This is a genomic window from Streptomyces sp. NBC_00996, assembly GCF_045162675.1.
GTDB lineage: Bacteria > Actinomycetota > Actinomycetes > Streptomycetales > Streptomycetaceae > Streptomyces.
In genome coordinates this window covers 7,149,719-7,172,739 of the sequence record NZ_CP108723.1, presented here as the reverse complement: position 1 = coordinate 7,172,739, position 23,021 = coordinate 7,149,719, and the positions used below count along the sequence as shown (strand labels likewise).

Annotated in this window: 22 protein-coding genes; 6 read left to right on the top strand and 16 right to left on the bottom strand. The window is 67.4% G+C overall.

Going from position 1 to position 23,021, the window contains the following annotated elements:
• Nucleotides 1-35 precede the first annotated feature (35 nt).
• From OG390_RS33735 to OG390_RS33715, 5 genes are read right to left on the bottom strand one after another with little or no spacing between them, the layout of a single operon-like run.
• Nucleotides 36-1,097, bottom strand: coding sequence for an ABC transporter ATP-binding protein (locus OG390_RS33735; RefSeq protein ID WP_406173137.1), 1,062 nt, complete (start codon nucleotides 1,095-1,097; stop codon nucleotides 36-38).
• Entirely contained in the window at nucleotides 1,090-2,106 is a 1,017-nt protein-coding gene (locus tag OG390_RS33730) for an ABC transporter ATP-binding protein (RefSeq protein ID WP_406173136.1), read from the bottom strand. Before OG390_RS33730 ends, OG390_RS33735 begins: the two co-directional genes overlap by 8 nt.
• 5 nt (nucleotides 2,107-2,111) lie before the next feature.
• A complete protein-coding gene (locus tag OG390_RS33725; protein ID WP_406173135.1) occupies nucleotides 2,112-3,140 on the bottom strand; it encodes an ABC transporter permease in 1,029 nt (342 codons plus the stop codon).
• Entirely contained in the window at nucleotides 3,133-4,056 is a 924-nt protein-coding gene (locus OG390_RS33720; protein WP_406173134.1) for an ABC transporter permease, read from the bottom strand. Before OG390_RS33720 ends, OG390_RS33725 begins: the two co-directional genes overlap by 8 nt.
• Nucleotides 4,057-4,113: 57 nt before the next feature.
• Entirely contained in the window at nucleotides 4,114-5,745 is a 1,632-nt protein-coding gene (locus OG390_RS33715) for an ABC transporter substrate-binding protein (RefSeq protein ID WP_406173133.1), read from the bottom strand.
• Nucleotides 5,746-6,235: 490 nt separating this feature from the next.
• On the opposite strand from OG390_RS33715, the gene OG390_RS33710 reads away from it, so the two are divergent.
• The 5 genes from OG390_RS33710 (at nucleotide 6,236) to OG390_RS33690 (ending at nucleotide 12,365) form a co-directional block, all read left to right on the top strand.
• Nucleotides 6,236-7,267 carry an ABC transporter permease gene (locus OG390_RS33710; RefSeq protein ID WP_406173132.1) on the top strand — a complete coding sequence of 344 codons (1,032 nt, stop codon included), beginning with the start codon at nucleotides 6,236-6,238 and terminating at the stop codon, nucleotides 7,265-7,267.
• Nucleotides 7,268-7,358: 91 nt separating this feature from the next.
• Nucleotides 7,359-9,122: an ABC transporter substrate-binding protein gene (locus OG390_RS33705; protein WP_406173131.1), complete on the top strand. Its 1,764-nt coding sequence runs from the start codon at nucleotides 7,359-7,361 to the stop codon at nucleotides 9,120-9,122.
• 103 nt (nucleotides 9,123-9,225) lie between these two features.
• The gene (locus OG390_RS33700) at nucleotides 9,226-10,206 is read left to right on the top strand and encodes an ABC transporter permease (protein ID WP_406173130.1); all 981 of its coding nucleotides are present in this window, start codon (nucleotides 9,226-9,228) and stop codon (nucleotides 10,204-10,206) included.
• 60 nt (nucleotides 10,207-10,266) lie between these two features.
• Nucleotides 10,267-11,304, top strand: coding sequence for an ABC transporter ATP-binding protein (locus tag OG390_RS33695; RefSeq protein ID WP_406173129.1), 1,038 nt, complete (start codon nucleotides 10,267-10,269; stop codon nucleotides 11,302-11,304).
• 26 nt (nucleotides 11,305-11,330) lie between these two features.
• Nucleotides 11,331-12,365 (top strand): ABC transporter ATP-binding protein, encoded by a 1,035-nt coding sequence (locus OG390_RS33690; RefSeq protein WP_406173128.1) that lies wholly within the window; start codon nucleotides 11,331-11,333, stop codon nucleotides 12,363-12,365.
• 168 nt (nucleotides 12,366-12,533) lie between these two features.
• Here OG390_RS33690 and OG390_RS33685 read toward each other — a convergent pair whose 3' ends face one another.
• The 6 genes from OG390_RS33685 to OG390_RS33660 all read right to left on the bottom strand — a co-directional run bounded on the left by OG390_RS33685 (nucleotide 12,534) and on the right by OG390_RS33660 (nucleotide 15,522).
• Nucleotides 12,534-12,914, bottom strand: a complete 381-nt coding sequence (locus OG390_RS33685; protein ID WP_406173127.1) for a hypothetical protein — start codon at nucleotides 12,912-12,914, stop codon at nucleotides 12,534-12,536.
• Complete coding sequence (locus tag OG390_RS33680) at nucleotides 12,911-13,168, bottom strand: hypothetical protein (protein ID WP_406173126.1); 258 nt, start codon at nucleotides 13,166-13,168, stop codon at nucleotides 12,911-12,913. The genes OG390_RS33685 and OG390_RS33680 overlap by 4 nt, the downstream gene beginning before the upstream one ends.
• 229 nt (nucleotides 13,169-13,397) lie before the next feature.
• Nucleotides 13,398-13,790, bottom strand: coding sequence for a VOC family protein (locus OG390_RS33675; protein ID WP_406173125.1), 393 nt, complete (start codon nucleotides 13,788-13,790; stop codon nucleotides 13,398-13,400).
• A 3-nt stretch (nucleotides 13,791-13,793) separates the two neighbouring features.
• The gene (locus OG390_RS33670; RefSeq protein ID WP_406173124.1) at nucleotides 13,794-14,297 is read right to left on the bottom strand and encodes a DinB family protein; all 504 of its coding nucleotides are present in this window, start codon (nucleotides 14,295-14,297) and stop codon (nucleotides 13,794-13,796) included.
• Nucleotides 14,298-14,429: 132 nt separating this feature from the next.
• The gene (locus tag OG390_RS33665) at nucleotides 14,430-14,816 is read right to left on the bottom strand and encodes a VOC family protein (protein WP_406173123.1); all 387 of its coding nucleotides are present in this window, start codon (nucleotides 14,814-14,816) and stop codon (nucleotides 14,430-14,432) included.
• A gap of 37 nt (nucleotides 14,817-14,853) precedes the next feature.
• Nucleotides 14,854-15,522 (bottom strand): HAD family hydrolase, encoded by a 669-nt coding sequence (locus tag OG390_RS33660; protein ID WP_406173122.1) that lies wholly within the window; start codon nucleotides 15,520-15,522, stop codon nucleotides 14,854-14,856.
• 104 nt (nucleotides 15,523-15,626) lie between these two features.
• Here OG390_RS33660 and OG390_RS33655 point away from each other — a divergent pair, with 104 nt between their 5' ends.
• Nucleotides 15,627-16,367: a class I SAM-dependent DNA methyltransferase gene (locus OG390_RS33655; protein ID WP_406173121.1), complete on the top strand. Its 741-nt coding sequence runs from the start codon at nucleotides 15,627-15,629 to the stop codon at nucleotides 16,365-16,367.
• A gap of 235 nt (nucleotides 16,368-16,602) precedes the next feature.
• On the opposite strand, the gene OG390_RS33650 is transcribed toward OG390_RS33655, so the two are convergent.
• The 5 genes from OG390_RS33650 to OG390_RS33630 form a co-directional block, all read right to left on the bottom strand.
• Complete coding sequence (locus OG390_RS33650) at nucleotides 16,603-17,646, bottom strand: ABC transporter ATP-binding protein (protein ID WP_406178002.1); 1,044 nt, start codon at nucleotides 17,644-17,646, stop codon at nucleotides 16,603-16,605.
• A gap of 98 nt (nucleotides 17,647-17,744) precedes the next feature.
• Nucleotides 17,745-18,809, bottom strand: a complete 1,065-nt coding sequence (locus OG390_RS33645; protein ID WP_406173120.1) for an ABC transporter ATP-binding protein — start codon at nucleotides 18,807-18,809, stop codon at nucleotides 17,745-17,747.
• 20 nt (nucleotides 18,810-18,829) lie between these two features.
• The gene (locus tag OG390_RS33640) at nucleotides 18,830-19,807 is read right to left on the bottom strand and encodes an ABC transporter permease (protein ID WP_399087287.1); all 978 of its coding nucleotides are present in this window, start codon (nucleotides 19,805-19,807) and stop codon (nucleotides 18,830-18,832) included.
• 81 nt (nucleotides 19,808-19,888) lie between these two features.
• Entirely contained in the window at nucleotides 19,889-21,685 is a 1,797-nt protein-coding gene (locus OG390_RS33635) for an ABC transporter substrate-binding protein (protein WP_406173119.1), read from the bottom strand.
• Between the two features lie 116 nt (nucleotides 21,686-21,801).
• Nucleotides 21,802-22,830, bottom strand: coding sequence for an ABC transporter permease (locus OG390_RS33630; protein ID WP_406173118.1), 1,029 nt, complete (start codon nucleotides 22,828-22,830; stop codon nucleotides 21,802-21,804).
• Nucleotides 22,831-23,021: the final 191 nt, after the last annotated feature.

The window sequence follows — 23,021 nt, the reverse complement described above, 5'->3', positions numbered from 1 at the left end:
TTGCGTGTTAACGCAGTTGGTGCCCATTTGTACGGCTATTTCGCCCCGCTGCCATGATCGTCCGGTGGCTCCTCCGGCGGTACCACCTGCTTCTCCTCGGCGAAGTGGCAGGCCGAGTCGTGCGCGGCCGGGCCCTCGGTGAGCCGGAACTCCGCGGGCACCGCGAGCAGCGGCACCTCCAGCGTGCACCGCTCCTGCGCCTTCCAGCAGCGGGTGCGGAAGCGGCATCCGGACGGGATGTTCGCCGGCGAGGGCACGTCCCCGGTGAGGATGATCCGCTCCCGGTGCTCGCGGGCGTCCGGGTCGGGCACGGGCACGGCGGAGAGCAGGGCCTGGGTATAGGGGTGCGTCGGATGGTCGTAGATCTCGGCGTCCCTGCCGGTCTCCACGATCCGCCCGAGGTACATCACGCCGACCCGGTCGGAGATGTGCCGCACGATGGAGAGGTCGTGCGCGATGAAGACGTAACTCAGGTCGAACTCGCCCTGGAGCCGGTCCAGCAGGTTGATCACCTGGGCCTGTACGGAGACGTCGAGCGCGGAGACCGGCTCGTCGGCGACGATGATCTCGGGGCGCAGCGCCAACCCCCGTGCGATGCCGATGCGTTGACGCTGGCCGCCGGAGAACTGGTGCGGATAACGGTTGATGTACTCGGGGTTGAGCCCGACCACGTCGAGCAGGTCCTGGACCCTGCGCCTGCGGTCGCCCTTCGGCGCGACCTCGGGATGGATCTCGTACGGCTCCCCGATGATGTCGCCGACGGTCATGCGCGGGTTGAGCGAGGTGTACGGGTCCTGGAAGACCATCTGGATGTTGCGGCGTACGGCCTTCAGCGCCTTGCCGGACAGCCGGGTGATGTCCTCGCCGTAGTACTTGATCGTCCCGGCCGTCGGCTTCTCCAGGTTGACCAGCATCTTGGCGACCGTCGACTTGCCGCAGCCGGATTCGCCGACGATGCCGAGGGTCTCGCCCCGGCCGAGGTGGAAGTCGACGCCGTCGACCGCCTTGACGGCGCCGACCTGCTTCTTGAAGAGAATGCCCTGGGTGAGGGGGTAGTGCTTGACCAGGCCGCTGACCTCGAGAATCGCCTCAGGCATCGGATTCTCCCGCCGCGCCCGCTCCCCCGCCGCTCCCGGAATCCAGCGTCTCTCTCCAGAAGAAGCAGGCGCTCCTGCGGTCCTCGTCGACCTCAGCGAGCGGCGGCACATCGGTCCGGCAGACGTCCTGGGCCATCGGACAGCGCGGGTTGAAGGCGCAGCCCGGCGGGATGCGCATCAGGTTGGGCGGCAGGCCCTTGATCGCGTAGAGCTCCCTGCCCTTCTGGTCGAGGCGTGGAATCGACTCCAGGAGCCCCTTCGTATAGGGGTGCGCCGGGGCTTTGTAGATGTCGTGGACCGGCGCCGACTCGACGATCCGGCCCGCGTACATCACCGCGATCCGGTCGGCGACGTCCGCGACCACCCCGAGGTCGTGGGTGATGAGGATGAGTCCCATGCCGAGCTCGCGCTGCAACTCGGCCAGTAGATCCATCACTTGGGCCTGGACGGTGACGTCGAGCGCGGTGGTCGGCTCGTCGGCGATGATCAGCGCCGGTTCCAGGGCCAGCGCCATGGCGATCATGATGCGCTGGCGCATACCGCCGGAGAACTGGTGCGGATAGTCGCGCACCCGGTCGGCGGCCCCCGGGATCCGCACCCGGTCCATCAGTTCGATCGCCTTGGCCCGGGCTTCCTTCCGCGACATCCCGCGGTGCACGGTGAACATCTCGCCGAGCTGGTCGCCGACGCTGAGCACGGGGTTGAGGGAGGACAGCGCGTCCTGGAAGATCATCGCCATCTCGGCGCCGCGGACCTTGCGCCGCTCGTCCTCCTTGAACTTCAGCAAGTCCTTGCCCCGGAAGAGGACTTCACCACCGGTGATCTTGCCGGGCGGCATGTCGAGGATGCCCATCACGGCCTGTGCGGTGACCGACTTGCCGGAGCCCGACTCGCCGAGCACGGCGAGCGTCTCGCCCTCGTCCACGCCGTAGGTGACTCCGTTGACGGCCTTGGCGACCCCGTCCCTGGTTCTGAACTCCACGTGCAGATCACGCACTTCGAGCAGCACGGTGGTCACCTCAGCTTCGGGTCGAGGGCGTCGCGCACCGCGTCGCCGAGCATGATGAATGCGAGCACGGTGATCGCGAGCGCTCCGGCCGGCCACAGCAGCATGTGCGGGGCGTTGCGGATGTAGGCGGAGGCCGACGAGATGTCGATGCCCCAGGACACCGTGGGGGGCTTCAGGCCGACCCCCAGGTAGGAGAGCGTCGCCTCCAGGGAGATGAACGTACCGAGCGCGATGGTCGCCACGACGATCACCGGCGCGACGGCGTTGGGCGTGATGTGCCGCAGCAGCAGCCGTGAGTGGGAGGCGCCGAGAGCGCGGGCGGCCTGTACGTAGTCGTTCTGCTTGGTGGTGATGACGGAGCCGCGCGCGATGCGGGAGACCTGCGGCCAGCCGAGCAGCACCATGAACCCGATGACCGGCCAGATCGTATTGCTGGTCACCACGGAGAGGAGGACAAGACCGCCGAGCACGACGGGGATGGCGAAGAAGATGTCGGTGATCCGGGACAGGAACGAGTCCCCCAGCCCGCCGAAGAACCCGGCGAGGCCGCCGAGCGCCGAGCCGAGGATCGCGACGCCGAGGGTCGCGCAGACGCCGACGCTGATCGAGACGCGGGTCCCGTACACCGTCCGGGTGTAGACGTCGCAGCCCTGGCCGTCGAAGCCGAAGGGGTGCCCCGGTTGCGAGCCTTCCTGGGCCTTGGAGAGGTCGCACTGGAGCGGGTTGCCGGAGGTGATCAGGGAGGGCCAGATCGAGATGATCACCAGGAAGAGGATGACGAGGCCGGAGATGATGAAGACCGGGTTGCGCCGCAGGTCCCGCCAGGCGTCGGACCAGAGGCTTCTGGGCTTTTCCTGCGGCCCCGTGCCTTCCGGTCCGCCGGGAGTCTTCTCCAGGGTCTCCGCCTCGCCGGTACCGAGGTCCATGGTGCCCCCCATGCCGGTCGGGGCGATGGCGAGGTCTTCCGGGGGAGGCCCCACCGACCCCCCAGGCCCCCGCAGTGCCTCTGGCTCGTACGGCGGCTGCTCAGGCATAGCGGATCCTCGGGTCGAGTACGGCGTAGAGGAGGTCGACGAGCAGGTTGGCGACCAGGAAGACGAGGACGAGGACGGTCACGAAGCCGACCACGGTCTGCGTGTTCTGACGCAGGATCCCCTGGTAGAGCTGGAAGCCGACGCCGTGGATGTTGAAGATCCGCTCGGTGACGATCGCACCGCCCATCAGCGCGCCGATGTCCGTGCCGATGAAGGTGACGACGGGGATCAGCGAGTTCCGCAACAGGTGCTTGGTGATCACCCGGTGCCGGGGCAGGCCCTTGGCGGTCGCGGTGCGGACGTAGTCGGACCGCTTGTTCTCCGCGATGGAGGTCCGGGTCAGCCGGGTCACGTAGGCGAGGGAGACGGAGGCCAGCACCAGGCCCGGCACGATCAGTTCGCCGAAGGTGGCCTCCGGGGAGACGGACGGTTTGATCCAGCCCCACTCGACGCCGAGCAGCAGTTGGAGCAGCAGACCGGTGACGAAGGTCGGCACCGAGATGACGACGAGGGTGAGCAGCAGCACGCTGGTGTCGACGGGCCGGCCGCGACGCAGCCCGGTGATGACGCCGAGGGCGATGCCGATGACGATCTCGAAGATGATCGCGACGATCGTGAGCCGGATGGTGACGGGGAACGCGCTGGCCATCAGCTCGGTGACCGGCTGCCCGTTGAAGGCGGTGCCGAAGTCGCCGGTGAAGACATTGCCCATGTACGTCAGGTATTGCTGCCACACGGGCTTGTCGAGGCCGAACTCCTTGCGCAGCTGGGCAGCCGTGGCGGGGTCGCACTGTCTTTCGCCGCACAGGCCCGCGATGGGGTCGCCCATCACGTTCACCATCAGGAAGATCAGCAGTGTGGCGCCGATGAAGACCGGGATCATCTGCAGCAGACGCCGGATTACGTACCGTCCCATGAGGGCTCCGGAGGTAGTACGGGGCGAGCCCTGGCGTGGGCGCGCCCCGTGGACGGTTCAGCTGACCTTGATCTCGTTGTAGACGGGCACGCTGAACTGGTTGAGCGCCACGTTGGAGACCCGCTCCGAGTAGCCGGCGCTGCCGTTCTGGTACCAGAGCGGGATGGCGGCCATGTTGTCCCGTACGACCCCCTCGGCCTGCTGGAAGATCGTGACGGCCTTGGCCCGGTCGGTCTCGGCGTTCGCCTGGTCGACGAGCTTGTCGAAGTCCTTGTCGGACCACTTGCCGTCGTTGGAGGAGGCGTTGGTGTAGTACAGCGGCTGCAGGAAGTTCTGGATCAGCGGGTAGTCCATCTGCCAGCCGGCCCGGAAGGGACCCGGCATCTTGTGCCGGCCGATCTGGTTGCGGAAGTCGGCAAAGGTGCCGATCGGGTTCCCGACGCACGCCTTGTCGTTGCCGAGCGCGTTGTTGATGGAGTTGCAGACGGCGTCGATCCATTCCTTGTGGGAGCCGGTGTCCGCGTTGTACGAGAGCTTGACCTGGCCACCGGGCAGGCCGCCACCCTCCTGGATCAGCTTCTTGGCCTCGCTCGGGTTGTACTTGCAGGAGTCGCCGCACAGCCCGTCCTGGAAACCGCCGTCCGTGCCGAGCACCGGGGAGGTCCAGTCGGAGGCCGGGGTGCGGGTCTTCTGGAAGATCGTGTCGGTGATCTGGTCGCGGTTGATGGCCATGGACAGGCCCTTGCGGACCTTCGCCGCCCCGCTCGTGTCCCAGTTCTTGTCATAGAACGGGAAAGTGATCGTCTGGATGATCCCGGCCGGTGTATTGATGTAGCGATCGCCGAGGTCGTTCTTCACGTTCTTGAGCTGAGAGGCGGGCACGTCGTCGACGAGGTCGAGGTTGCCGGCCAGCAGGTCGGTGTAGGCGGTGTTGTTGTCGGTGTAGACCTTGAGGGTCACGCCACCGTTCTGCGCCTTGTCGTCGCCGGGGTAGCCGTCCCACTTCTTGAGGGCCATCTGCGAGCCCTTGGTGTAGGAGTCGATGGTGTAAGGCCCGTTGCCGATCGGCTTCTTCACCCAGGCCGCGTGGTCGTCGAAGAACGCCTTGGGCAGCGGCGCGTAGGCCACATAGCCGAGGGTGTCGGGGAACGTCGAGAACTTCTGGTTGAGCTTGACGGTGAAGGTGTTCGTGCCGGTCACCTTGAGACCGGAGAGGGTGTCGGCGCTCTGGCTGCCCGAGTCGGGGTGGACCTTGTCGTAGCCCTCGATGTACCCGAAGAAGTACGCGTTCTTCTGGTTGTTCTTGAGGCTGGCCCCGTAGTTCCACGCGTCGACGAAGGACTGCGCGGTGACGGCCTCGCCGTTGCTGAACTTCCAGCCGTCCTTCACGGTGATCGTGAAGTTCTGCGAGTCCGTGGTGTCGATCTTGTCGGCCAGCATGTTCTCGGCCGCCCCGGTCTTGGCGTCGTACCGCTTCAGGCCGCGGAAGATCATGTCGAGGACCTTGCCGCCCTGCACCTCGTTGGTGTTGGCCGGCTCCAGCGGGTTCTGCGGGTCTCCCCAGGAGGAGGAGACGACTCCGGAGCCGTTGCCGCCACCGCCGCTGCCTCCTCCGCCCCCGCAGGCGGTCGCCGCGAGGGCTACCGCCGCCGCGCATGCGGCCCATTTGGCGTGCGTGGCTCCACGCATGGAGTGCCTCCTCGAAAGTGCGCTGTGACGCCGGCGCCGGGGCGTGGGAATTCGGCTCCGGTGCACTGCGCCCTTAGCGCCCAATATCGGTCCATACGGGGCGTATCGCTATTTCACCCCACCCTTCCGGGTGGCGGCACCACCCGGATGCATCTGGACCGGGCCACCGAAGATGATCAACGCAATGGATCTTTACCGTTCGATGCGGAACCGTTGGATTCCGTGCACCAGATGTACGCATTCCGAGACTCTGGCGTCCGCATATCGAACCCCTTGCCCGATTGGCGTAGTTGGTCCGATTCTGGACACGGAACGGCCACAGTGCGCTACACGCGTAGTTACGCTAAGGTCAAGCCAAGGCAAAGAAGGTAAAGAGAACCCCAAGGGGGTCGAGAATTTATTGACCTTGAATGAATTGCGTTGAAAAAGTCCGGCGTAGCCCGTAGGGAGCGCCCTGCGGAGTCCTTGACCGCATCGGGCCTGGAGCACCATGACCCCCCCAACTCCATCTGCGGCTGCCCCGCTAGAGGTGACCGACGAGAGCGTCGAGAAGTCGGCCTCTCCTACCCTCGCCAAGGGCTCCGAGAGTCGCTCTCCGGGACGACTCGCCTGGAACCGTTTCAAGCGGGACCGCACGGGCGTCATATCGGCGTATGTCGTGATCTTCTTCTTCGTGATCGCGACCTGCGCCCCACTGATCGCCAAGTTGTACGGAAAGAACCCGTACACCCTGTACGGGCAGGACATGCCCGGCCTCCTCAATGAGGCGGGCTTTCCCATCAAGCCCAACGGCGGCATCTCCGGCGACTTCTGGTTCGGCATCGAGCCCGGTGGTCTGGGACGCGATGTCTTCACCTTCCTGCTGTACGGCATCCGCACGTCCCTGATGCTCGCGACGGCCACCACGATCCTCGTCACCGTCGTCGGAGTCGTGGTCGGTATCACCGCCGGCTACCTGGGCGGCAAGGCCGACTACTTCATCGGCCGGATCATCGACATCCTGCTGTCGTTCCCCTCCACGTTGTTCTTCATCGCCTTCATGCCGGTCGTCTACGGACTCTTCGTCGCCCCGGACGAGGACATTCCGACCTCGCTGCGCGCCACCGCGCTGATCCTGGTGCTGTCGGCCTTCGGCTGGGCATCCATCGCACGTCTGCTGCGCGGCCAGGTGCTGGCGCTGCGCGAGCGGGAGTTCATCGAGGCCGCGAAGGTGACGGGTGCGTCACCCGCCCGCATCATCTTCAAGGAACTCCTGCCCAACCTCTGGACGCCGATCCTGATCCAGTCCACACTCGCGCTCCCGATGTTCGTCACGGCGGAGGCAGGCCTCGCCTTTCTCGGCGTGGGCATCATCGACCCCACCCCGGACTGGGGCGTCATGATCCAGCGCGGTGCCCAGTACTACACCGACGACATCACCTTCATGATCTTCCCGGGCGTGTCGATGGTCCTCTTCGTCCTCGCCTTCAACCTGCTCGGCGATTCGGTGCGCGACGCGCTCGATCCCAAGTCCAAGCGCTGAAGTTCCAGGCGCCTGTCCCGCCCCAGCCCGGTCGCCGTCGCCCGGCTGGCTGCTCCTCCCTCTTGTCCATCCACCCATAGGCAGGTAAGCCATGTCCTTTTCCCGCAGAAACTTCCTGATCGCCACCGGTGTGGCAGCGGGAGCGACCACCGTCCTGAGCGCGTGCAGCAGCGGCAACGCGGGCGGCAGCAGCGGCAACGGCTCCAGCACCAAGGCTCCCAAGGGCAAGGCTGCCGAGATCGCCATCGGCACGAAGGCCGACTCCCAGGGCCCGGCTCCCGAGATGCCCGGCGCGGTGAAGGGCGGCACGATCTACACGCTGGACCAGATCGACTGCGACCACCTGGACCCCGCCCAGATCTACTCCTCGTACACGGGTGCGGTCTCGGTCCTCTTCCTGCGCGGTCTCACCGGCTACCGGCTCGACTCCAAGGGCAACACCACGCTGGTGGGCGACCTCGCCACCGACGCGGGCACCATGAAGGACAACGGCAAGACCTGGAGCTTCACCCTCAAGGAGGGCGTGAAGTGGGAGGACGGCGCCGACGTCACCATTGAGGACGTCCGGCACACCTTCGAGCGCCTCTTCGCCACCTTCGTCACGGAGGGCCCGCGGTACCCGCAGAGCTGGCTCGAGGGCGGCGACAAGTACAAGGGCCCCTACGAGGGCAAGCACCTCGACTCCATCGAGGTCGACGGCAACACCGTCACCTTCCGGCTGAAGGAAGGCCACAGCGACTTCAACTTCATGCTGGCCATGCGCGGCTTCGCGATCGTGCCGAAGAAGCACGACACCCAGAAGAAGTACGACAAGCGCCCGTACTCCTGCGGCCCGTACAAGATCGACAGCCGCAGCATCGACAAGTCGATGACGCTGGTCCGCAACGAGCACTGGGACGCCGACAAGGACCCGGTCCGCAACGGCTACCCGGACAAGTTCGAGCTCCGCTTCGGCTACCAGTCGCTGGCCTCCACGGACCGCTACATCGCCGACTCCGGCAGCGACCAGTTCGCCGTCTCCCTGCTCAACGAGGTCGCTCCCGAGCGCGTCACCAAGGTGCTCGGCGACGCCACGCTGAAGAAGCGCGTCATGACCAAGGTCGACACGACCTGCTACTACTACGCGATCAACACGACGCGCATCAAGGACGTCAAGGTCCGCCAGGCGCTCAACTGGGCCTGGCCGGCGCAGCAGCTGAAGCAGCAGCGCGGTGGCTCGGCGGTCACCGAGACCGCCACCACGATCATCGCCCCGCTCACCCCCGGGCACCTGGACTTCGACCTGTACGGCAAGAAGACCAAGCCGATGGGCGACCCGGACAAGGCCAAGGCGCTCCTGAAGGAAGCCGGCAAGGAGGGCCAGAAGGTCGTCATCGCCTTCCAGGCGTCCGACCGGGCCATCAAGGAAGCCGTCACGATCAAGAACGCGCTGGAGAAGGCCGGCTTCTCCGTGGTCACGAAGCAGGTCGACAAGACCTCCTTCTACAGCCAGATCGGCCAGCTCGACAACAAGTTCGACCTGTTCGCCGCGGGCTGGGGACCGGACTGGCCGTCCGGCTACGCGACCATCCAGCCCTGCTTCGACGGCAGCCAGATATCCGACGGCGGCGTCAACTGGCCGCAGCTGGACAACAAGAGCGTCAACAAGGCGATCGCGGCGGCCACCGTCGAGACCGACCCCGACAAGGCCAACAAGATGTGGGGCGAGATCGACCGCCAGATCATGGAGCTGGCGGCCGTGGTTCCGGATTACAACCCGATCCGCAACTACTTCTACGGCTCGAAGGTCGGCGGCATGATCTACAACTCGGGCGACACCTGCGTCGCGCTGGGCAAGCTGTACGCCAAGGCCTGATCCTTGCGCAGGGGCGGCGGCCCATCGGGTCGCCGCCCCGCCTCCCGTCCACGCTCCACCCCAGCCCCCGGCGACGGCGCCCCGTCCGGAAAGTCACCCCCTCATGCTCCGTTTCCTGATCCGTCGAGTGCTCGGCGCACTCGTCATTCTGCTGATCATCAGCGCCGTCACCTTCTTCCTCTTCTACGCCGTGCCGCGCGACCCGGCACGGATGGCCTGCGGCAAGGTCTGCACCCCCGACCTGCTCGCGCAGGTGCGGCAGAACCTGGGCATCGCCGATCCCATGCCGGTCCAGTACTGGCACTGGCTGTCCGGCATCTTCGTCGGCCGTGACTACGCAGGCATCGGCCACTGTCCCGCCCCCTGCCTCGGCTACTCGTTCAACAACAGCCAGCCGGTCTTCGGCACGATCATGGACCGGCTGCCGCTCACGATCTCCCTCTCCCTGGGTGCCGCGTTCTTCTTCCTGATCATCGGCATCGGCACCGGCATGCTCGCCGCCGTCAAGCAGGGCAAGGCGCTGGACAAGCTGGCCAGTTCGTTCTCCCTGATCGGCTCGTCGCTGCAGATCTACTTCGTCGGCTACATCGCCATGTTCTTCCTGGTGCAGCAGCTCGGCGTACTGGACCCGCCCTCGTACACGCCGTTCACCGAGAACCCCGCCGCCTGGGTGTCCGGACTGCTGCTCCCGTGGATCGTGCTGTCGATCATCTTCACCGCGAACTACACTCGTATGACCCGTTCACAGCTGGTGGAGCAGCTCAGCGAGGACTACGTCCGCACGGCACGCGCCAAGGGCCTGTCACGCCGCAGCGTCTTCTTCCGCTTCGCCTGGCGCGGAGCCATGGGACCGATCGTGACGATCTTCGGCATCGACATGGGCACCCTGATCGGTGGCGCGATCATCACGGAGTCCGTGTTCAGCCTCCAGGGGCTGGGCACGCTCGCCGTCCGCTCCGTCCTCAACAGCGACCTGCCCATGCTCCTCGGCGTCACGGTGGTCGCGGCCGGCGCGATCGTCGTCGCCAACATCATCGTCGACGCCGTCTACGCCCTCATCGACCCGCGGATCCGGCTCGCCTGACCCCGGGCCACCCCGCCCCCGACAGCTACCCCCGGCATCACCCCCCTCAGGAGCGTCCCCGTGACGAGCACCGATCAGCAGCCCTTCCTGTCCGTCAGGGATCTGAAGGTCCACTTCTCCACCGAAGACGGCGTCGTCAAGGCCGTCGACGGTCTCACCTTCGACCTGGCCAAGGGCAAGACGCTCGGCATCGTGGGCGAGTCGGGCTCCGGCAAGTCCGTCACGAACCTGACGATCCTCGGCCTGCACGACCGCGACCGCACCGCCATCGACGGCGAGATCCTGCTCGACGGCAAGGAGTTGCTGACCGCCTCCGAGCGGGAGCTCGAGCAGCTGCGCGGCAACAAGATGTCGATGATCTTCCAGGACGCGCTGGCCTCGCTGTCGCCGTACCACACCATCGGCAAGCAGATCAGCGAGACGTACCGCAAGCACACCGGCGCCTCCAAGAAGGAGGCCCGGGAGCGGGCGATCGAGATGCTCAAGCGCGTCGGCATCCCGCAGCCGGACATCCGCGTGGACGACTACCCGCACCAGTTCTCCGGCGGAATGCGCCAGCGCGCGATGATCGCGATGGCGCTGGTCTGCGACCCCGAGCTGCTGATCGCCGACGAGCCCACGACGGCGCTCGACGTGACGGTGCAGGCCCAGATCATGGACCTCCTGAAGGACCTCCAGCAGGAGTTCGGCACCGCGATCATCTTCATCACCCACGACCTCGGTGTCATCGCCGACATCGCGGACGACGTGCTGGTGATGTACGGCGGCCGGTGCGTGGAGCGCGGCACCAAGAGAGAGGTGCTGCGCGAGCCGCAGCACCCGTACACCTGGGGCCTGTTGAGCTCGATGCCCAGCCTGGACGGTCCGGTCGACGTACCGCTGAACCCGATCCCCGGTTCGCCGCCGTCGCTGCTGAACCCGCCGACGGGATGCCGCTTCCACCCGCGGTGCACCTTCACGGAGAAGATCGAGGGCGGCCTCTGCTCCACCGAGCAGCCGCCGCTGAAGGTCACGGACGGGCGCGGTGCCGCCTGTCACCTCACGGCGGACCAGCGCCGCGAGTTCTTCGCCGACTTGGCCGCGACGCGGTCGCACTGACGTAACCGAGACGGGATTTCACGATCATGAGCAACACGAACCCCCTCCTGGACGTCACCGGACTGACCAAGCACTTCCCGGTGATGGGAGGCTTCCCCTTCAAGCGGAAGATCGGCGCGGTCCAGGCCGTGGACGGACTCGACTTCCAGGTCGCCGAGGGCGAGAGCCTGGGGCTGGTCGGCGAGTCCGGCTGCGGCAAGTCGACGACGGGCCGGCTGATCACGCGCCTCCTGGAGCCCACCGGCGGCAAGATCAGCTACCGCGGCCAGGACATCACGCACGCGGGCCGCAAGCAACTGGCGCCGGTCCGCGCCGAGATCCAGATGATCTTCCAGGACCCGTACGCGTCGCTGAACCCGCGCCAGACGGTCGGCAAGATCATCTCGGGTCCGATGGAGATCAACGGCATCAACCCGCCCGGCGGCCAGGAGAAGCGCGTACGCGAACTCCTGGAGACGGTCGGCCTCAACCCCGAGCACTACAACCGCTTCCCGCACGAGTTCTCCGGCGGCCAGCGTCAGCGCATCGGTGTGGCCCGCGCGCTGGCCCTCGAACCCAAGTTGATCGTCGCGGACGAGCCGGTCTCCGCGCTCGACGTCTCCATCCAGGCGCAGGTGGTCAACCTGCTCCAGGACCTCCAGCGGGACCTGGGCATCGCGTTCGTCTTCATCGCCCACGACCTCGCGATCGTGCGCCACTTCTCGGAGCGCGTCGCGGTCATGTACCTCGGCAAGATCGTGGAGATCGCCAACCGCGAGGACCTGTACGAGAACCCGCGCCACCCCTACACGCGCGCGCTGCTGTCCGCCGTTCCCGAGGCCACCGCGGACGAGGTGCCGGCCCGCGAGCGCATCCTCCTCAAAGGTGACGTGCCCTCTCCGCTCAACCCGCCGTCGGGCTGCCGCTTCCGCACCCGCTGCTGGAAGGCCACGGAGAAGTGCGCGACGGAGGCCCCGCCGCTGGTCCAGGTCGAGGGCAACCGTGAGGGCCACCTGACGGCGTGCCACTACCCGGAGACTACGGCGGAACTGGCGGTTCCGGCGGCCCGCAAGTCTCTGTAGGACCCCCGGCGACGCCCTGACACACCCCAATTCGTCGGGGTGCCGCCTCACGGGACCGACTTTCGACGGCCCATTGACCCGAGCCCAACGAACGTCCGGTTCCCGGGGAGCAGAAGACCCGTACGTCCCCGAGGGGCGTACGGGTCTTCGTCCGTCGGGCCCGACACCTCAGGGATTGAGGTCGAGGACGCGGACCGGGCGCCCCTTCCAGTCCTCCGGGTGAGCGGTGGCGACGACCGCCCCGTCGGGCCGTTCCGGCGTCGGCTGAGCTGCGTGCTCGATCTGGGCCGGAGCCCAGGTGATCTCGCGGGCGACGGCGAGAGCGGCAGGCAGGTCCAGGTCGAGGATGGTGATGCTGGGCAGTGCGGCGATGTGCTCAGCCGTACCGGGCCGGGCCCGGTCGGCCTCGACCAGCGCGCACGTCGGCGCATACAGGAACCATTCCGGCGCAGCGTGCGCGCGGTGGATCAGACGGGAGGCCAGCACGTTGCCGGATCCCGCGGCGACCATGGCAGTGGCGTCGAGGATCACGTGCAGTGCTTCGGTCACGCGTTGGCCGCCTCGGCCAGCCGCCGGTCCAGCTCGGCATCCAGGGCGGCCTGCTCGTCCTCGCTGGGGTCGTAACCGTTCCATTCCCTCAGCACGGCACGGGCCTGCTCGGCCCGCTGGGCGCGCTCGGCGGACGTGAGCAGCGAGTCGGCAAGCCGCGCGAGGTAAGCGCGCAGCGACAGGCCCTCACCAGCCGCTATCTCGGCAAGCCGGTCGCGGGCCTCTGCGGGGATACGGATGTTGGCGTCAGACATGACGGGACTCCTTCCACTCACCCGCTCAGGATATGGGTACGCACCCGTACCCACATGCCGTTCTCGGATGCTGTCAGCGCAGCTGGACTGGCGCGGCAGCGCCCCGCTCGGCGATTGGTGACTTTGTCCCGCCCTCCCACCCCGCGACCTGCAAAGACACTGGGACAATTCACCAATCGGGGCTACCGGCCAGGCGGAGGCCTCAAGGGCGCACGAGCCGTTCTCGGGCTCAATCCAACTCCCCGCGTTCCACGCAGAATTCGTTGCCCTCGGGGTCCGCGAGGACGACCCAGCCGCCGCCGTCGGGGCGGGTGTGGTCGGCGACCTGCCGGGCGCCGAGGGTGAGGGCCCGCTCGACCTCCGCCGCCCGTGTGCGGCGGCGTGGTTGCAGGTCGAGGTGGATGCGGTTCTTGGCCGCCTTCTCCTCCGGGACGTGCACGAAGAGGAGGGTCGGGCCGCCGGAAGGGTCCCGGATCACCGCCTCCGGGTCACCGGGCTTGTCGTCGTCGGCCAGCGGACGGCCGAGCAACTCGCTCCAGAAGAGCCCGAGATCGTACGGGTCACCGGTGCAGTCGAAGGTGATCGTGCGGATGGTGGGGTGCAACGGCCCTTGCTCTCCCATGCGCTAGTCCCCTGTCCGGCCGTCGGCCAGTTCGCGGAGGATGTCGATGTGGCCGTTGTGGCGGGCCGTCTCCTCGATCAGGTGGAGGAGGATCCAGCGGAGGTCGACGTGCCGGCCGTCGCGGATGGGGCGCCGCGCCTTGGCGTCCAGGTCGTGGTCGGCCACCAACTTGCGGTAACGGGCGGCCTGTTCCTCGTACTCGTCGAGGAGTCGGGCCAGCGGGATGTCGACGGCGATGCGCATCTCGCGGTCGGGGTCCTCGTCCGTCCAGGGCCCCTCGTCCTCCTCGCCGAGGAAGACCACCTGGAACCAGGAGTACTCGACCCAGCGCAGGTGGCTGATCAGCCCGCACAGAGTCATCAGCGGGGACCCTGGCAGCGGTGCCTTGACGGCGTCCTCCGCCGAGACACCCTCGCACTTGGCCTGAGCGGTGGCGCGCGCGTAGTCGAGGAAGGTGGTCAGCTGTGTGCGCTCGTCCCAGGCGGACGGCGTGTCGGTTCGAGTCATCGGGGTGAAGCATCCCGGCCCGCCTGTTCGATGTCGAGCGATTAACGGCTCTCCTCCCGTCCGGGGTTGTCGAGGCCGGCGGCCCGGCGTCAGGCTGTCGCGCCATGGTCTACCACCTGCGCAAAACCGTCCTCACCTCTCTTTCGCCACCAGCTCCACCTCGAACCCGTCGCTGTTCTCCAGGTAGGCGGCGCAGTGCTCGGGCCCGCCGGCGTACGGGTGCCGGTCCGCGAACAGCAGCGACCATCCGTACGCCGGTGCCTCCTCGACCAGCGCGTCGAGCTCCGCGCGGCTCGCGACGTGGAAGGCGAGGTGGTTGAGGCCGGGGCGCAGCCGGTCGTGCCGGTCTCCGGTCAGCGCGGGCGACTGCTCGACCACCAGGTACGTCTCGCCCAGGCGCCAGCTACGGCCGTCCGGCCAGTCCTGGTGGGGGGCGTACCCGAGCCGCTCCAGCAACCAGCCCCACGCCCGCACGGCCCGTCCCAGGTCCGGCACCCACAGCTCGATGTGGTGCAGCATCTCGTCTCGATTCTCATGGGCAGCGTCTCAGAGCCTCTCACCCCTCCGGCGAGCACGAGGGCATCAGTTCACGGGCCGCCTCGCGCAGCGAAGGAAAGCAGGCGTGTGCGTGGCCGAGTTCGTGGGGGCTGAGGGTGGATGCGACTGCGTACACCGTGCAGCCGGCGGCGAGGCCCGCCTCGATGCCCGCCGGTGAGTCCTCGACCACCACGCAGTGTGTCGGGTCGACGGACAGCCGGGCGGCGGCGGTGAGGTAGCCCTCCGGTGACGGCTTGCCCCCGGTGACGTCCTCGGCGCAGATGCGGACCTCGGGCACGGGGAGGCCGGTGCGGGCGAGACGGGCCGCCGTGGGGGCCGCGCGGCCGGAGGTGACGACCGCCCATCGGTGGGGCGGCAGGGCCCGCAGCAGCATCCCGGCTCCGTCGAAGGCTCGGAATCCGGGCTCCTCCGCCGCCATCAGCCCGTCCAGGACCCGGTGTTCCTCGGCGGGATCGAGCTCCGGAACCAGCAGACGCAGGATGTCCGTCCTGCGTCTGCCCTGTGTGGCCCGCCAGACGTTCTCGGGGTCCAGGCCGCGCCGTCGCGCCCAGGCCCGCCACACCCGGCCGTGCGCGTCCGCCGTGTCGATCAGTACGCCGTCCACGTCGAAGAGGACGGGTGTCACCGTCCCGATGTCGTCGGCCTCGCCCATCAACGTCCCGTCCATTCGGAGCAGTTGCCAGTGACACAGGTGATGTCGCTCTTGTTTCCTTCCCGAATTCCTTCCCGATCACTGGTTCGATCGACCCCCCGGACTGAGACACTGCTGCGATGGCTGACCGTTCGTTCAGTGACGTCTCACTCGCTGCCCTGTACGACGCCCTCAATCCGTGGGGGCCGAGCGACGACTTCTACCTGGACCTGGTGATGTCCGCGCGGTCCGTGCTCGACGTCGGGTGCGGGACGGGGCGGCTGTTGGGGCGGGCCCGGGAGGCCGGGCACCAGGGGCGGCTGTGTGGGCTCGATCCCGCCGCGGCCATGCTGGTGCAGGCGCGGCGCCGGGCCGCCGTCGAGTGGGTGCTCGGGGATCTCGCCTCCGCGCGCTGGGAGCGTCAGTTCGACCTCGTCGTGATGACCGGGCACGCCTTTCAAGTGCTCATCGGCGACGAGGAGTTGCGCTCCTCGCTGGCCGCGGTCCGCGAAGCCCTCACCGACGACGGCCGGTTCGTCTTCGAGACGCGCAATCCCGCCGCCCACGCCTGGGAGTCCTGGACGCCGGAGCGCGTGCGCGAGGTGCGCGACGCCCACGGCGATGTCGTACGGGTCCGGCACGAGCTCGAGACGCCCGTGCTCGGGGACCGCGTGACGTTCACCGAGACGTTCGAGCACCCGGGGTGGGAGCGGCCGCGGGTCAGTCGCAGCACGCTGCGGTTCCTGGGCGCGGACGAGCTGTCCGGGTTCCTCGGCGACGCCGGGCTCGCCGTCCACGAGCAGTTCGGCGACTGGGGGCGGGGGCCGCTCTCCCCCACCGCCCCCGAGATCATCACCGTGGCCGGGCCCAGCGACCGCTGAGCGGCTCCGGGGAAGTGCGGGTGCGTTCCCGCGCCCGCCGCGACGGGGGTCCCCCCGCTCGAGCGGAGCCGGGAGTGGGGGAGGCTTGTGTCGCAGCCGGTGCGTGCTCTCGGCGTGCCGGACGAAGGTCCTCGATGGGGGTCCCCCCCCCGCTCCAGGAGTACCTCCCAGGCCCTTGAGGCAGTGAGGGAGCGTGCTGGGCGGCGTGGGCGTGCCCGAACTTCCCCGGGGTCGCTCAGTCGTCGTCACCCTCCAGCGCCGCCAGCGCCGGATCCAGCACGATGTCCTCCGCGCGGGCCTCGATCGTCGGGTCCTCCGGGAAATGGCAGGCCGTCAGATGCCCCTCGACGTTGCCCGACAGCTGGATCAGCGGCGGCTCCTCCTGCGCGCACTTGTCCTGCGCTTTCCAGCAACGTGTACGAAAGCGGCAGCCGGAGGGCGGGGAGATGGGGGAAGGGACGTCGCCCTCCAGGCGGATGCGTTCCTTCTTCTCGGCGTCGATGTCCGCGTCGGGAACGGCCGACATGAGGGCGTGGGTGTAGGGGTGGCGCGGGCCGGTGTACAGCGACGTACGGTCCGCGATCTCCACGATCTTGCCGAGGTACATGACCGCGACGCGCTGCGAGAAGTGGCGGACGACCGCCAGGTCGTGGGCGATGAAGACGAACGCGATGCCCATCTCCCGCTGGACTTCCTGGAGCAGGTTCACCACCTGCGCCTGGATGGAGACGTCCAGGGCCGATACCGGCTCGTCGGCCACGATGAGCCTGGGCGCGAGCGCCAACGCCCGTGCCACCCCGATGCGTTGGCGTTGACCGCCGGAGAACTCGTGCGGGAAGCGGTTGTAGTGCTCGGGGTTGAGACCGACGGTCTCCAGCAGTTCGCGCACCCGGGCCTCGCGGCCGCCGGGCGGATTGATGCCGTTGATCTCCATCGGCGAGGAGATGATCGTGCCCACCGTCTGGCGGGGGTTCAGGGAGGCGTACGGATCCTGGAAGATCATCTGGATCTCGGAGCGGATCGGGGACAGCTGGCGCCGGGTGGAGCGGCTGATGTCCTTTCCGCGGTACGAGATCGTGCCCTGCGTGGGCTCCATGAGACGGGTCAGCAGTCGTCCCGTCGTGGACTTGCCACAGCCCGACTCGCCGACCAGGCCCAGTGCTTCGCCGGGGAAGACGTCGAACGACACGCCGTCCACGGCCTGCACCGCGCCGATCGTGCGCTTGATCGGGAAGCCTCCCTTCACCGGGAAGTACTTCTTCAGGTCGCGTACCCGCATCAGCGGTTCGGCCGGGTCCACGCCCCGCTGACCGGGGATGGTGTCGGCCGCGACCGCGGTCTTCTCGTCGCTCACAGCGTCGCTCACAGTCAGTCCCCTCAGCCCAGCCTGGGCCGAATCGTCTCGGTGAAGATGCGGCTCTTTTGATCCAGCGTCAGATGGCAGGCCGCTCCCCGGCCCTCGGGCAGTTCGGGCCGGACGTCGACGCACCGGTCGGAGCCCTCGACCTCGCTCCGGAAGGCGCACCGCGGATGGAACGGGCACCCCGAGGGCGGGTTCAGCAGCGACGGAGGCGCGCCCGGAATGGGGGTCAGCGGCTCGTCCACGTCCGCCGAGAGGCGCGGCATCGATGCCAGCAGGCCCCAGGTGTACGGGTGTTGCGGGGACTTGAGGACCTCGCGGACCGTACCGCGCTCCACCGCGCGGCCCGCGTACATCACGAGTAGGTCGTCCGCCATGTTCGCGACCACCCCGAGGTCGTGGGTGATCATGATGATCGCGGAGCCGAACTCCTGCTGGAGGTCCTTCAGGAGGTCCAGGATCTGTGCCTGGACGGTCACGTCGAGGGCCGTCGTCGGTTCGTCGGCGATCAGGAGGTCCGGGTTGCAGACCAGGGACATCGCGATCATCGCGCGCTGGCGCATACCGCCGGAGAACTGGTGCGGATAGTCGTCCACGCGCCGCTGGGCGTGCGGGATGCCGACCTTCTCCAGCATCTCGATGGCCCGCTCGCGCGCCTCCTTCTTGGAGGCCCCGGTGTGCTTGCGGAACGGCTCGCCGATCTGCCGCCCCACGCTGTGGTACGGCGACAGCGCGGTCAGCGCGTCCTGGAAGATCATCGCCATCTTGTTGCCGCGGAGCTTCTCCAGCTCGGCCTCGGTGGCGGTGATCAGTTCCTTGCCGTCGAGGAGGATCTCGCCCTCGATCGTGGTGGTCAGCGGGTTGTGCAGGCCCAGGATGGTCAGGTTGGTGACGGACTTCCCCGATCCGGACTCGCCGACGATGCCGAGCGTCGTACCGCGCTCCAGGTCGAAGGAGAGACCGTCGACCGCCTTGACGACGCCGTCTTCGGTGGAGAACCGCACATGCAGGTCACGGACCGACAGGAACGCGTCGGATCCGGCCGGCGCCGGGGCGTCCTCGGGCTTGGTGAGTGTGGTCACTTCAGAGGGCTCCTCAAGCACTAGGACAGCCGCACACGCGGGTCGATCACGGCGTACAACGCATCCACGATGACGTTGAGCAGGAGGATGAACGCGGCGCTGAAGAGCATCACGCCCATGAGTTTCGGCAGGTCCTTGCCGACCACGGACTCCACGGCGAGCCGGCCGATGCCCGCGAGACCGAAGGTGAACTCGGTGACGACGGCGCCACCGAGCAACGCGGAAAGGTCCATGCCGAGGATGGTGAGGATCGGGATGAGCGAGCCGCGCCAGGCGTACCGGAAGAAGACGTATCTGCCGGTCATGCCCTTCGCGCGGGCCGCGCGCACATGCTCTTCCTGAAGCTGCTCGATCATCGTCGAGCGCGCCATACGGGTGTAGTTGGCGGTGAAGATCACGGACATGACGACCCAGGGGATGAGCAGGCCCATGAACCACTGCGCGGGATTCTCGCTGAACGGCACGTACTTGGGCTTGTCCAGCCAGCCGGTGCTGTAGACGAAGATGCCGAGGACGATCGGGCCGAGGAAGTAGATCTGGAACGAGCTCAGCACCAGCGAGATGGAGCTGAAGACCTTGTCCAGCCAGGTTCCCCGGTAGCGGGCGGCGATCATGCCGGTGCCGAGGCCGACGATGAGGAAGACGATCAGGCCGCCGATCGTGAGGGACAGCGTCAGCGGGAAGCGGTCCATGATCGTGGACCAGACCATCTGCTGGTCACGGAAGGAGACGCCGAAGCAGGGGGCCGGGCAGTGCCCCACGGCGAAGTCCCGTCCGACGAAGATGCCGGAGAGGAACTTCCAGTACTGCACGGGGATCGGATCGTCGAGCCCCAGGTTCTTGTGGATGATCGCCAGCGCGTCCGGGGTGCAGTTCTTGCCGCACGCGAGCGTGGCCGGGTCCTGGGGGATCGCGTAGTACATGAAGAACGTGAAGGCGCTGATCAGCAGGAGGATGAGCATCGCGCCGAACGTCCGGCGAAGGATGAATCGAAGCATGGCGGAACGCTGCTCTCAGGACGGCGGCCAGGGACAGGAGCGCCCGGGGCGCACTCCGCTGAGTGCGCCCCGGGAGGGTGGTCAGCTCTTGAGGAAGACCCGGGTCGGGTCGGTGTAGCTGGTCACCGTGGAGTAGCGCAGGCCACCCACGTTGGTGCCGGCGATCTGGAACACCTTGGTGTAGTAGATCGGCGACGCCGGGTTGACCTTCTCGCTGATGTACTGGTTGAGCGCGGTCCAGGCCTTGGTCGCCTCGGCGGTGTCCGTGATCTTCAGGATGCGCTTGATCTCGGAGTTCACGTGGTCGTCGTTGATGTGCGCGTAGTTCGACGCGCCGTCCTGGATCTGGGTGCCGTCGTACAGCGGCGGGAAGACGGTGCTGGCGGAGGACCAGTCCTGGCCCCAGCCGGTCATGTAGATGTCGAAGCCGTTGTCGACCTTGCCGATCTGCTCGTACCAGGTGGCGGCGTCGACTTCCTTCTTCTGGACATCGAGGCCGATCTTGGTGAGGGCGTTCTCAACGAGGACGGCCTGCTGCTGGCGGACCGGGACGTTGGCGTAGGCGTAGACGATCTTCTTGCCCTTGGCGCCGGCTTCCTCGATCAGCTTCTTGGCCTTGGCGATGTCACCGTTGGGGTGCTTGCTCCGGTCGAAGGGGTCGTAGTTCTTCTGGTAGCCCGGGGTGGTGGGCGACATCAGGCTGTTGGCGACCTCACCGCCGTACGCGCCGCCGTCCGCCTTGTAGACCGCGGTGGACGGCATGGCGTAGGTGATCGCGTCGCGGATCTTCTTGTCCTTGATGCGGTCCATGTTGAAGTTCATCTGCCACACGTACGGGGCGTAGCCCTGGATCGTGCGCTTCATCGCCGCGGCGTCGGAGACCACCTTCTGGACCTGGGTGGTGGCGACCTGGCCGGTCATCATGATGGCGTTCTTGGCCTCACCGCGGTCGGCGAGGATCGTCTTGGTCTGGTCCTCGTCGTCGTGGTTGATGTCGATGTTGAAGCCGTCGACGTACTGGTGACGCATCGCGTCCGACTTCGGGTCCCAGTTGGTGTTCTTGACCAGCTTCACGCTCTTGCCGGCCTTGAACTCCGAAATCTTGTACGGGCCGACGGCGACGGGCTTGGTGTCGTACTTGGCCTTCGTGTCCGTCTTCTCGGGGACGACGGAGTAGCCGGCCATGGCGAGCGCCTGCGGCAGGTCGGGCTGCGCGTCCTTGAAGTGGAAGACGACCGTCTTGTCGTCGGGCGTGGCCAGGACCGTGTCCGGCAGGTGCTTGCCCTTGAACGGGCCCTCGTACGCCTTGCGGTAGGTGGTGCCGGCACCGGACAGCCACTGCTGGATGTACGACGGGCCGTCCGTGATGAACGGGTCGTAGAGCCGCTCGAAGGTGTGGCGGATGTCGGCCGAGTCGATCACATGACCGGTCTCGTCCTTGACCCCGTCCTTCAGCGTGTACGTCCAGGTCTTGCCGCCGTCCGAGATCTTGCCGGGGTCGGTGGCGAGGTCACCGACGACGGTGAGGCCGCCCTTGGCGTCCTCCTTGTACGTGGTCAGACCGCGGAAGATGAGCTTGGAGAGCAGACCGGCGTCGCTGACGTAGATCTGGCCCGGGTCGAGGTGCGAGAAGTCGTCCTCCTCGTACACCTGGACCGTGCCGCCGGGCTTGGCGCCGGTGACCTCTTCGGCGGGACCGGTCGAGTCCGCCGCGGTGCCCATCTTCACCGCCGAGGCCTGGGACGCGGCCTCTTCCTTGTTCTTGCTCTTGTCCTTGCCGCTGCCGTTGTCACTGCTGCTGCAGCCGGCCAGCGCGAGGGCGCCGGCCGCGACCGCGACGACGGCGGTCCGCGCTCTGCGGGAACTGAGGATGCTCATGGAGTCGAGTCCACCTGCCTGTGAGTTGTGATCAGTGATCCACTGGTGCTGCTTGGCAGTGCACGGCCGGTCGTCGCCGGCTCCCGGGTGGCAGCGGCACCCCCCTGAACTCGGGGTCAGCGGCCCGTCTTGGGATCGAAGGCGTCCCGGACCGAATCACCGAGGAGGTTGAACGCCACGACGAAGACGACCATGGCGACACCCGGGAAGAACATGTAGACCGGGTCCTGTTCGTAGATGTTCGACCCGATGGCGAACATCCGGCCCCAGTCGGGGGTCGGTTCGGAGTAGCCGACGCCGACGAAGGAGAGAAAAGCGACCGACAGGATGGTGTTGGGCAGCATGTAGGTGCCCTGCACCAGGATCGGTGTGACGAGGTTGGGCAGCAGTTCCTTGCGGATGATCCGCCACGGAGAGGCGCCCGCGACCTTCGCGGCCTCGACGAACTCCCGTTCACGCAGGGAGAGCGCGACCGCCCGGATGAGCCGGGCGAGGCCCATCCACCCGAGGAACCACAGCACGCCGATGATCGCGAGCGCGTGGATGTAGGTGGGCGTCTCCTCGTCGGGGGCGACGAACACCGCGGTGATCACCGGCATCGCCGCGATCATGAACAGCTGCTGCGGGAAGGCGAGCAGGAAGTCCGTGAGCCGGCCGAGCCAGTAATCGACCTTGCCGCCGAAGTAGCCGCCGACCAGGCCGATCAGCACCCCCATGAACACCATCGCGACCGTCGCCGCGAGCGCCGTGTACAGCGAGGTGCGCATGCCGTACAGGAGCTGCATGAACACATCGCGCCCCAGCGTCGGTTCGATCCCGAACCAGAAATCCGACGTGATGCCGCCGTTGGGACCGGCGGGCATGTTGAAGTCGTTCAGGAGCGTGGGGTCGTCCTGCCCGTAGAGCGTGTACGGATTCTTGCCGTACAGCTTCGAGATCAGCGGAGCGAGGGCGGCGATCAGGAAGAAGAAGATCACGATGTACGCGGAGACGATACCGCTGCGGTCGCGCTTGAACCGGCGCCACATCAGCTGGCCGGGCGATCGGCCCGCCGGCTTCTCCGGCTCGCCGGAACGCTTCTGCTCGGTCTGCTCGTCGACCTCGGTGGAGGCCTCCGCGCCCTCGATCTCGATCGGACTCGTCATGATTCGTCCATTTCATGGGTACGCCGAGCCGGCGGCCGCCACAGGGTGTGGGCGGCCACGGTTCGGACCATGCGGATCAGGAGAGACGTATGCCTAGTGGTCGCTGTGCGCACGGGCGCGACGTGCGACAACTCGCAGATGAACACGCGTAGTTGGCATCTGGTGCCTCCTCATGACTCAACCGGTGCACG